Below are 10,221 nucleotides of genomic sequence, written 5' to 3'. Positions count from 1 at the left end.
CGGGTTCGGTCGGCGGCGCTCACCTCGACGACAATGCCTGTGCGCATGGCCCAGACTCGCATGCCGGGCCGGGCGCCGGAATCCCTACCAGGACTCTTCCGTCAGGCGCGATCCACTAGTTAAGCAGGTTAAGGCAGTGAAGGACCGTGCTGAGCTCACGACTGCATTGCGTAAGGTCGGGAAGAAATTTGATGTCTCTACGGGTGGCAATTGGAGTGCAAAACAGCGATCCGAGGTGGTGGAAATTATAGTTTCTGAAATATCTTCTTGTTTTATTGACCGAAAGGATGGAGATCCCGCAACTGATCTTTGGACCACGCAGTTTGAGAACTTACTGTACCAGTCGCTCACTGAGCAGCAGTTGTATGATTTTAAGCAGGGATTTCTGATACTAGATGGAACTCACAAGCTTGACGAGAAGAGTTTCTCGAAAATCATGAGGACTCTTGCCGCAATGCCTAATACGAAGCAGCCCTCACGAGGCTATGTAGTTGTTGGTGTGGCAGACAAAGAGGCTACCGCAAAGACCGTCGAGGCGCTTTACGGAGTTAGCTCGCTTAAACGTGGAAATTTTTACGTCGTCGGCATCGATCATGAAATACAGCATATCGCTAAAGACGCTGACGAATTTCTTCTGAAAATAAAACAGAAAATTGGGGCTGAAAATATGAGCGACGAGTACAAAGCGCATATCCAAAAGGAATTCCGATTCTTTAGATATAACGGCAAGACGGTGCTCGCCTTCGTTGTTGATACACTTGAAAAGCCCTGTCATTATCAAGGTGGATTTTTTCAGAGACTCGGCAGCAATGTTGAGCCGATTCCCGTAGAGCAATATGCCACATTCTTTGCTCAATACGCGAAACGCGGTTTGCATTAGTATCGGCCAAAGGGCAGCGAGTTTTCTTCCGCTGCCCTGAGTTCCTGGTCATCGCTTATGCCGCGACGCTTGTCACCGCCAATCTCGGGGAGTTCCGGCGCGTGCCGGGCCTTGCGGTGGAGAACTGCTCACGGCGTGACCCCGCCGCCGCGCGCTAGGAAAATCGTCTTGATTGCCCCAGGCCCGCCGTCCTAACCTCTCCCCCAGGCCCGCCGACGAGAGAGGGAGCACCCCCATGCCCTTCACCCCCCGCCGCCCCTGGGAACCCCTCTCCGACGCCGAATGGGACGCCCTCCGCCCGCATCTGCGGCCGGAGGACCGGCCCGGCCGCCCGCTCGCCGATCCGCGCGCCAGGTTCGATGCCATCCTCCACATGGCGGTCACGGACCAGCCCTGGCGCCTGCTGCCGGCGCGCTGGGGCAAGGGCGACACGGTCGGGCGGCATTTCCGCCGCCTCACCCATAACGGCCTCTGGCTGCGGCTGCTGGAAGCGCTGGCGGATGCGGATTGCCCGGCCGCGCTGCGGGCCATCGAATACTGGCTCTGCCGCGCCGCCCGCCGCGCCATGCGCCTGCTGCAGATGGCGGGCCTGGTGCTCGCCCGCCGCCTGCAGCTCTGGACCGCGCTGCCGATGCTGCCCTGGATGATGCCGGACCCGGATTTGTCCGAATGGGTGTTCCGGCGCATCCAGCAGGAGATCAGGGACATCCCCCGCCGCTGGCCGCCGCCCGGATTCCTGCGCGCGGCGGGGAAGGTGCTGGCCGTCGTGGGTGGCCGGCGGGTCTGGTCGAAGCGTTTTGCCCCGCCCTGATGCAGCCCGCCCGCCCGGCTGCCTCCCGCCCGGATGATGCCTCGCCGCGAAGCCTATTCCGGTGCGGGGCCTTGCTGGACCAGGGCCCGGCACAGCGCCGTCTCAAGCTCCTCCAGGTCGAAGGGCTTGCGCAGGATCGGCCAGGTGGCGCTGCGATAGGTCGTGTAGCCCGTCACGAAGATGATCTTCAACCCGGGCCGAAGCGCCAGGATCCTCTCCGCCAGGCCCGGGCCGTCGAGCCCGGGCATCCGGACATCGGTGACGAGCACCTCGATCTCCGGGTGAAGCGCGAACTGGCCGAGCGCGCCCACACCATCGGCCGCCTCGTACACCGTCATGCCGAGCGAGGTGCAAAGCTCGCCCAGGATCTCCACGATCATCGGCTCGTCATCGACCACCAGGGCGACGCGGCCCGCGAGCGCGGGGCGGGCCATGTCGCTGACGGAGTCATGCCCGGCCGCCTTGCCCTGGCGCCGCTCCAGGCCAGGGCAACAGGGGCGGGAGCCGCCCAGCACGACATGCAGATTGAGGGGCGTGGCGCGCTGCGGCACGGTGGCCGCGGCGCTGTCGCGCCTCCCGGGCTCTGGAAGGGCAGGCTGGGCCTCCGCGGTGGTTCTGCGCCGGCCCGGGATCATGCCACCCTCCCGGCCGAGGGATGAGAGGGAAGGTGCTCGATCCCGCCGTCACCGGGCGCGCGCGGCAGCCAGATGGTCACGCAGGTGCCTTCGCCCGGTTGGCTGGTGATGGCGACCGCTCCGCCGGATTGCTGGGCAAACCCGTAGACCTGCGACAGGCCGAGGCCCGAACCATGGCCGACAGCCTTCGTGGTGAAGAAGGGCTCGAAGGCACGCGCGATCACCTCCTCGGGCATCCCGGTGCCGGTGTCGGACACCGAAATGGCGACGTAGTCGCGCGGCGGCAGGCTGTCACGGACCTTCTCCGGCAAGGCTTCGCTGCTGGCGTTCCTGGCCGCGATGGTCAGCAGCCCACCCTGCGGCATGGCGTCACGCGCGTTGATGGCAAGGTTCAGCAGGGCCGCCTGCAACTCGCCCCGGTCGGCGAGTGCGGGCCAGAGCTCCGGCCCGATCTCCGTCTCGACCCGCACCGCGCCGCCCAGCATGCGCGAGAGCACATTGTCGGCGATATCCGGCAGCAGCGCGGTGAAATCGATCGGAGCGGGTTCGAGCGGCTGTTCCCGGGCGAAGGCGAGCAGGCGCCGCGTGATGTCCGCCCCGCGCCGGAGGGCTTCCATCGCGCCGCGGGCGAAGCGCAGGAGCACCTCGTCGGAGGTGCGGCGCACGAGCAGCTGCAGGTTTCCGGAGACCACCATCAGCAGGTTGTTGAAATCATGCGCCACCCCTCCGGTGAGCTGCCCCATCGCCTCGAGGCGTTGCGCGCGCCGCAGGGCCTGCTCCGCCTGGACCTGGGCCGTGACGTCCTGGAAGGTGGCGATGGCCAGTGTCACCTGATGGCCTTCGTCGCGCACCGGGGCGGCATTCACCTCGAGATGCACCACCGACTGGTCGCCCCGCCTGTAGAGCATCTGCTCACGCTCCACCCGCTCGCCCAGGAGCACGGCCCGGGCCAGCGGATACTCACCGGCCGCCAGGGGACGGCCATCGGCATGCAATGCGCCGAAGCGTTCGGCATAGGCATGCCAGTTGGGTGCATCGCCAAGCTGGTGTCCCAGGGCGCGCGCCGCCTCCGGATTCGAGAAGACGATCTTGCCGGATGTGGCATCGGCGACGACGACGCCGATCGGCAACTGATCGAGGATGGCGCGCAGGCGTCCCTCGCTGCGCCGCAGCGCTTCCGCCTCGCGCAGCGCCATGAGTTCGAGGCGGCGGTCGAACATCGCCGCGGTCAGGGCGAGGACCAGCAGGAGAAGGGTGCAGGCCGCGATGCCGATGGCCAGCATCTGCGCCGGGATATCGAACGCATTCCCGAACTGCGTCTCGGGCGCCGGGGTGAAGGAGACGGCGGCCATGCCCGTGTAGTGCATGCCGGTGATGGCGAGGCCGAGCACCAGGGCGCCGACCGCGCGGGTCGGACCCGGAGGGTTCCCAAGGGCGAGCACAAGCGCCAGGCTTGAGGCGCCGACCGCGATGATGCCCGAGGCCAGGACGAGCATGATCTCGTAGGAAGGCGTGGCGGCCAGCCGCATCGCAGCCATTCCCGCATAGTGCATGAGGCAGATGCCGAGGCCCATGACGGTGCCGGCGCAGGCGATGCGCACCGGCCCTGGCGAGGGGGCGGTGCCACTCACCGCAGCGAAGGCGATGCCGGTGGCTGCGATGGCCAGGACCAATGACAGGACGGTCAGGTCGAGATCGTAGCGGACCGCGATATCGAGGTTGTAGGCGAGCATCGCAACGAAATGCGTCGACCAAATCGAGGCGCCCGTTGCGATGGCGGCGCCGGCCAGCCACCAGCGCCTGGCGGTTCCCGCATTGGCCCAGACGCGCCGCAGCAGATCCAGCGCGGTCCAGGAACCCAGGACGGCGAGCAGGACAGCAAGCCCGACGAGCAGCGGATCGTGGGTGCTGTGGAGGTGGTGCATCTGCGACCTGCCCGCTTCCAGTGGCACAAACTCAGGGATGACAACTTTGGCGTGCATGAATTCGAATGCCAAGTCGGCCTGTCGGGCATTCACGGATTGCGGCGGCCGCAGAGCAACAAATAGGCTTGAGAAGGGCTCGCTCCCTGCCGCCGGACTACAGCTGTTGCACGCTTCCCCGGTCTTGAACCTGGAAGCCCGCCTTCGGGATGATGTACCGAAAACGGCAAACAGTTCAGTCAAATAGTCCTCGTCTCATCTCCTGCTGTTCCTCCGGGCAGGTGCAGCACCTGGCGGAGCAGCGTCCAGCCGGATCGAGACCAGGCCGGCGACCATGACGTCGGCGGCGCGACCACGCACCGCTACGCCCTCCCGTCGCGCTCACCCCCGCATCCCCCGGGCCTGCTCCCTACCGCCCGAACCCCGCCGCCAGATACATCAGCACCGTCAGCACCTCGCCCGCCCCCAGCGCATCCGCGCCCTGGATCAGCAGGAGGATCCCGAGGAAGCCGAGGATCGGCAGCCAGCTCCGCAGCGGCAGCCGCGCCACCCGCCAGGCGATGACCAACAGCGGGATCGCCAGGACGGCGACCGACAGCGCGCCCATCGCCTGCATCGCCGCCGCCATGCTACCGCCGGGGCAGCCCGGGGTCGGGCAGCCCGGGGTCGGGCGGCCCGGGCCGGGCGGCCGCCGGGCGGCATCTGGTCCTCGGGGCGGCCTGGCGGGTCGACATCGGGGCAATCCACCTCACCGGAACAGTCTGCCTGCGGCCCGGCCGGGGCGGCAAGCCGCCCCGTCCTCGCTGCCGGCGATTTGTTGCGGTGCCGTCATCGGCGGCGCCCCGTGCCGGGGGCGGCCGCCCCGTCTGGTCGAAGCGTTTCGCCCCGCCCTGATGCAGACCGGCCCCGGGGCTGCCTGCGGCGCGGGCAAAGCATGGCCGGCGGGCGCCTGCGATCCGCTCCGCAGGGGGTGGCGCGCCGCCGCTGCTGTGCCAAGCTCGGTCCGCGGACGGAGCGAGCGCATGGCACCCGGGATCGATCCGATCGAGTTCGAGCTGTTCAAGAACGCCCTCTTCTCCATCGCGGACGAGATGGCGCTGACCGTCCACCGCACGACCTATTCGGCCGTGCTGAAGGACAACATGGACTACAGCACCGCCTTCTGCGACGCGGAGGGCCGGCTGGTCGCGCAGGGGCTGACGCTGCCGAGCCACCTCGGCAGCATCCCGGAGGCGCTGGCCGCCGTCATGCGCCGCTATGGCGACAGCATGGCGGAAGGCGATGTCTTCGTGCTGAACGACCCCTTCGAGGGCGGGATGCACCTGCCCGACATCTTCCTCTTCCAGCCGATCTATGTGGAGGGCGAGCGCGTGGCGATCGCCGCCACCATCTGCCACCACACCGATGTCGGCGGCCGCGTGCCCGGCTCCAACGCCTCCGACAGCACGGAGATCTACCAGGAGGGCCTGCGCATCCCGCCGCTGCGGCTCTACGAGCGCGGCCGGCCGAACGAGACCCTGCACGCGCTGATCGAGCGCAACGTGCGCGTGCCGGTGAAGGTGTTCGGGGACCTGCGCGCCCAGCTCGCCGCCTGCACCATCGCGGAGCGCGCCTTCCGGGAGCTGGTGGCCCGCACCGGCGTCGAGACGACGCGCTTCTACATGAACGAGTTGCTGGACTACGCCGAAGCGCTGACCCGCGCGGCGCTGCGGGCGCTGCCGGACGGCGAGTGGCGCTTTGAGGACCATATCGACGACGACGGCGTGGAGGTGGGCAGGCCCATTCCGCTGAAGGTGCGGGTGGAGAAGCGTGGCGACCGCATGGTGGTGGACTGGACCGGCAGCAGCCCGCAGGTGAAGGGCGCGATCAACAACACCTTCAGCTATACCCGTTCGGCCGCCTATTGCGGCGTGAAGTCCATCCTGCCACCCAACATCCCGAACAACGAGGGCTATTTCCGGGCCATCGAGGTGATCGCGCCGCCCGGCACCATCGCCAATGCCCTGCCACCGGCGGCCTGCGCGGCGCGCGGCCTGACCGGCTTCCGCATGGTGGACTGCCTCTTCGGGGCGCTGGCCATGATGCTGCCGGACCGCGTCGGCGCGGCGGGGGATGGCGGCAATATCGGCGTCTCCATCGGCGGCTGGACGCGGGAGAGGCAGCCCTTCATCTATGTGGACTTCACCTGCTCCGCCTGGGGCGGCCGGCCGTTCGCCGACGGCTGCGACGGCAACAGCCATATGTTCGCCAACATGGCGAGCCCCTCCATCGAGGTGACGGAGGCCGAGCAGCCCATCCAGATCACCCGCTACGAATTCCTGCCCGACACCATGGGGCCCGGGCAGTATCGGGGCGGCGCGCCCTTCTGCCGGGAATACCGGTTCCTGGAGGAGGAAGGGGTGCTGCAGGTCCGCTCGGACCGCCGCGCCTTCCTGCCCTTCGGGCTGCAGGGTGGGGGCGCCGGTGCGCCTTCCATGAACTGGCTGGTGCGGGAGGGGAGGGCCGAGCCGTTGCCCTCGAAATTCTGCATCACCCTCAGGCACGGTGATGTCTTCCGCCTGGAGGTGCCGGGCGGCGGCGGCTGGGGCGACCCGCTGGCCCGCGATCCGGCCCTGGTGCTGCGGGACGCCCGGAACGGACTCGTCTCCCTGGACGCCGCGCGCCGCGACCATGGCGTGGTCATCACGCCCGGCTGGACCCTGGACGCCGCGGCGACCGGGGCGCTGCGCGCCGAGCGCCTCGCCGCCCGCGGCCCCCTGCCCAGCATCTCCCGGGAGCGCGCGGCATGACCTGGCGCGTCTCCGCCGATATCGGCGGCACCTTCACCGACCTCGTCGCCATCGGCCCCGGCGGTGCGCTCCGCACCAGGAAGGTCTCGTCCAGCGTCGGCGACTACGGCCGCGCGATCGTGGAGGGGCTCGGTGAGCTCTTCGCCGAATGCGGCATCGCGCCGGCGGAGGTGGAGGAGGTGCTGCACGCCACCACCGTCGCCTCCAACGCCATCCTCGAGCACAAGGGGGCAAGGACCGGTCTCATCACCACCGCGGGCTTCCGCGACGTGCTGGAGATCCGCACGCTGCGCATGCCGCGCCTCTATGACCTGCGCTGGGAGAAGCCGGCGCCGCTGGTGCCGCGGCATCTCCGCCTCGGCGTGACGGAGCGGGTCAACCATCGCGGCGAGGTCGAGACGCCGCTGGACGAGGCCGAGGCGGCCGCCGCGGTGGAAGCCCTGCTGGCCGAGGGCGTCGAGGCCATCGCCGTCTGCCTGCTGCATTCCTACGCCAACCCGGCGCATGAACGCCGCATTGGCGAGATCATCGCGGCGCGCGCGCCCGGCCTGCCGGTCTCCCTCAGCGTGGATGTGCTGCCGGAGATGAAGGAGTATGAGCGCAGCTCGACCACCGTCATCAACAGCTATATCGGCCCGGTCCTCGGCCGCTACCTGACGGCCCTCTCGCGCGACCTGCAGGGCGCCGGCCTCCAGGCGCCGTTGCTGCTCATGCAGTCCTCCGGCGGGCTGATGCCGGCCGAGGAGGCGGCGCGGCTGCCGGTGCATGTGGTGGAGAGCGGCCCGGCGGCCGGCGTCATCGGCGTGCAGATGCTGGCGCGGCGGATCGGCCTCGCCAACGCCATCTCCTTCGACATGGGCGGCACCACGGCCAAGGCCGGCGTGATCGAGAATGGCACGGTGACGCGCGCCGGCGAGTACAGCGTCGGCGGCGGCATCATGGTCGGCTCGCGCCTGCTCTCCGGCGCGGGCTATCAGCTCAAGGTGCCGGCGATCGATCTGGCGGAGGTCGGCGCCGGCGGCGGCTCCCTCATTTGGCTGGATGCCGCCGGCGCGCCGCAGGTGGGGCCGGAGAGCGCGGGGGCCTGGCCCGGCCCCGTCTGCTACGGCAAGGGCAATGCCCAGCCGACGGTGACGGATGCCAATGTCACCCTCGGCTATCTGAACCCCGTGGCGCTGGTCGGCGGCGCCCTGCCGATCGACGCCGCCGCGTCGCGTGCCGCCATCACCGAAAAGGTCGCGGCGCCGCTCGGCCTCTCGCCGGAGGAGGCGGCGCATGGCGCGCATCTCATCGCCGCCTCCAACATGATCCGCGCCATCAAGGCGGTCTCCTCGGAACGCGGGCGCGACCCGCGCGCCTTCGCCCTGGTCGCCTTCGGCGGCAACGGGCCGCTCTTCGCCGCCGGCATGGCGCGGGCGCTGGGCATGACGCGGGTGGTGGTCCCGCCCTCGGCAGGCGTCTTCTCCGCCGTCGGCCTGCTCGCCTCGGATGTCGAGGTGCATCTCTCCCGCTCCTGGCGGCGCCTGGCGCGCGGCCTCGATCCCGCGGCGCTGGAAGGGGCCGCCGCGGCGCTGGAGGCCGAGGCCCGCACCCGCCTGACGGCCCAGGGCTTCCCGCCCGGGCGCATCGCGATCCGCCGCGCCGCCACGCTGCGCTACCAGGGCCAGTCCTTCGAGTTGCAGGTCGGCTTCGCGGCCGGGGAGGGGCCCGCCCTGGTCGAGGAGCGCTTCGGCGCCGAGCATGAGCGGACCTATGGCCACCGCGCCGGCGCCGAGGAGCCGGTGGAGTTCGTCACCCTCCAGGTCGTCGGCACCGGCCTGCCGGAGCGGCCGCGCATGCCGGACCGCCTTTCCCCCCATGCCGTGACGCCGGCGGTGCCCGCCCGCCCCGCCTATTTCGGCAAGGCGCTGGGCTGGCTGGAGACCGCCGTGCTGCCGCGCGACGCTCTCGCCAGGCCGGTGCAGGGGCCCGCGATCATCGAGGAATATGACTGCACCTGCCTGGTGCCGCCGGGCGCGACCGCCTCGCTCGACCATTTCGGCAACATCATCATCGACCTGCAGGGGGAGCCTTCCGCATGAAGACACTGCTTCTGGGTGCCGTCGCGGCGCTTGCGCTCGCCGGTGCCGCCTCGGCGCAGGGCCTGCCGCCCGGGCCCAAGGTCAGCGTCGTCGCCGTGACGCAGCCGCTGCCGACCCAGCCGCAATACACCCGCGTGGACGTGCCGCTGCTGCGCGAGCAGACGGCGCAGCGCAGCAATGGCCGGGTCGAGGTCCAGCTCTCCACCCATGCCGAGCGCAACCTCTCGGGCACCGAACTCGTGCGCCTCGTCCGCTCCGGCCAGGCGGATATCGCCGCGGCGACCCTGACCACGCTTTCGGGCGACGTGCCGATCCTGGACGGGGTCGATCTCGCCGGCCTCGCGCCCGGGATCGACGGGGCGAAGCGGATCGCCGAGGCCATGCTGCCGGTGGTGAACCGGGACCTGGAGCGGTTCGGCGCCCGGCTGATGGTGATCTATCCCTTCCCGGCGCAGGTGGTGTGGTGCCGGCAGCCCTTCTCCGGCCTTGCCGAACTGAAAGGGCGCAAGGTGCGCACCTTCGGCAATTCGCTGGTCGATTTCTTCACCGCCCTCGGCGCCCAGCCCGTCTCCATCGGCTTCCCCGAGGTCTATTCGGCGCTGGAGCGCGGCGTGGTGGATTGCGCCATCACCGGCACCGGCAGCGGCGTCGCGGCGCGCTGGCCGGAGGTGACGACGCATGTCTCGAACCTGCCCGTCTCCTGGGCGCTGGCCGGCTACATGGTGAACATTGCCTGGTGGAACCGCCTGGACCCGCAGGTGCGGAGCTTCCTCGAGGGCACCTTCCGCGAGATCAACGACAAGCAGTGGGAGCTTGGCGCCGCGGCGACGCGCGACGGACTCGACTGCGCCACCGGCAAGGCGGAGGGCTGCAGGATCCACACCCTGGCGACCCGCCCGATCACCGAAGTGCCGGCGACGGAGGCCGACCGCGCCGCGCTGCGCGAGATCCTGGAGAAGTCCGTCCTCCCCGGCTTCGTGAAGCGGTGCGGCGCCCGCTGCGGCGAGGTCTTCAACCAGGTGATCGCGCCGATCGCCGGCGTGCGTGCCGGCGGGTGAGCCAGGCCGCCGCCATCCCCGCGCCGCTGCGTGCGGCGCGGGTCC

Annotated in this window: 8 protein-coding genes; 5 read left to right on the top strand and 3 right to left on the bottom strand. The window is 69.5% G+C overall.

Annotated features, from left to right (window positions below; all coding sequences use genetic code 11):
- Positions 1 to 136: 136 nt before the first annotated feature.
- Together LHA35_RS24855 and LHA35_RS24850 are read left to right on the top strand one after the other, a co-directional pair.
- A complete protein-coding gene (locus tag LHA35_RS24855; RefSeq protein WP_226613570.1) occupies positions 137 to 880 on the top strand; it encodes an AlbA family DNA-binding domain-containing protein in 744 nt (247 codons plus the stop codon).
- A 235-nt stretch (positions 881 to 1,115) separates the two neighbouring features.
- A complete protein-coding gene (locus LHA35_RS24850; RefSeq protein WP_226613568.1) occupies positions 1,116 to 1,691 on the top strand; it encodes a transposase in 576 nt (191 codons plus the stop codon).
- Between the two features lie 53 nt (positions 1,692 to 1,744).
- Here LHA35_RS24850 and LHA35_RS24845 read toward each other — a convergent pair whose 3' ends face one another.
- The 3 genes from LHA35_RS24845 to LHA35_RS24835 form a co-directional block, all read right to left on the bottom strand.
- The gene (locus LHA35_RS24845) at positions 1,745 to 2,242 is read right to left on the bottom strand and encodes a response regulator (RefSeq protein ID WP_226613566.1); all 498 of its coding nucleotides are present in this window, start codon (positions 2,240 to 2,242) and stop codon (positions 1,745 to 1,747) included.
- A gap of 80 nt (positions 2,243 to 2,322) precedes the next feature.
- A complete protein-coding gene (locus LHA35_RS24840) occupies positions 2,323 to 4,251 on the bottom strand; it encodes an MHYT domain-containing protein (protein WP_226613565.1) in 1,929 nt (642 codons plus the stop codon).
- A gap of 406 nt (positions 4,252 to 4,657) precedes the next feature.
- Entirely contained in the window at positions 4,658 to 4,876 is a 219-nt protein-coding gene (locus tag LHA35_RS24835; protein ID WP_226613563.1) for a hypothetical protein, read from the bottom strand.
- 394 nt (positions 4,877 to 5,270) lie between these two features.
- Between LHA35_RS24835 and LHA35_RS24830 the strand changes: the two genes are divergently transcribed.
- The 3 genes from LHA35_RS24830 to LHA35_RS24820 are packed head-to-tail and all read left to right on the top strand — an operon-like array spanning position 5,271 to position 10,176.
- Positions 5,271 to 7,037 carry a hydantoinase B/oxoprolinase family protein gene (locus LHA35_RS24830; protein WP_226613561.1) on the top strand — a complete coding sequence of 589 codons (1,767 nt, stop codon included), beginning with the start codon at positions 5,271 to 5,273 and terminating at the stop codon, positions 7,035 to 7,037.
- On the top strand, positions 7,034 to 9,118 hold the full coding sequence (locus LHA35_RS24825) for a hydantoinase/oxoprolinase family protein (RefSeq protein ID WP_226613559.1): 2,085 nt from the start codon (positions 7,034 to 7,036) through the stop codon (positions 9,116 to 9,118). The genes LHA35_RS24830 and LHA35_RS24825 overlap by 4 nt, the downstream gene beginning before the upstream one ends.
- Positions 9,115 to 10,176 (top strand): TRAP transporter substrate-binding protein, encoded by a 1,062-nt coding sequence (locus LHA35_RS24820; RefSeq protein ID WP_226613558.1) that lies wholly within the window; start codon positions 9,115 to 9,117, stop codon positions 10,174 to 10,176. Before LHA35_RS24825 ends, LHA35_RS24820 begins: the two co-directional genes overlap by 4 nt.
- Positions 10,177 to 10,221: the final 45 nt, after the last annotated feature.

It is taken from the genome of Roseicella aerolata (assembly GCF_020523605.1).
GTDB lineage: Bacteria > Pseudomonadota > Alphaproteobacteria > Acetobacterales > Acetobacteraceae > Paracraurococcus > Paracraurococcus aerolatus.
The sequence above is the reverse complement of the archived record's forward strand: the minus strand, read 5'-3'. Positions and strand labels throughout refer to the sequence as shown.

Excerpts from the sequence above, each read along its gene's own strand:
- LHA35_RS24850 (WP_226613568.1), top strand. The coding sequence starts at position 1,116 with ATGCCCTTCACCCCCCGCCGCCCCTGGGAACCCCTCTCCGACGCCGAA.
- LHA35_RS24835 (WP_226613563.1), bottom strand. The coding sequence starts at position 4,876 with ATGGCGGCGGCGATGCAGGCGATGGGCGCGCTGTCGGTCGCCGTCCTG.
- LHA35_RS24820 (WP_226613558.1), top strand. The coding sequence starts at position 9,115 with ATGAAGACACTGCTTCTGGGTGCCGTCGCGGCGCTTGCGCTCGCCGGT.
- LHA35_RS24825 (WP_226613559.1), top strand. The coding sequence starts at position 7,034 with ATGACCTGGCGCGTCTCCGCCGATATCGGCGGCACCTTCACCGACCTC.
- LHA35_RS24830 (WP_226613561.1), top strand. The coding sequence starts at position 5,271 with ATGGCACCCGGGATCGATCCGATCGAGTTCGAGCTGTTCAAGAACGCC.
- LHA35_RS24840 (WP_226613565.1), bottom strand. The coding sequence starts at position 4,251 with ATGCACCACCTCCACAGCACCCACGATCCGCTGCTCGTCGGGCTTGCT.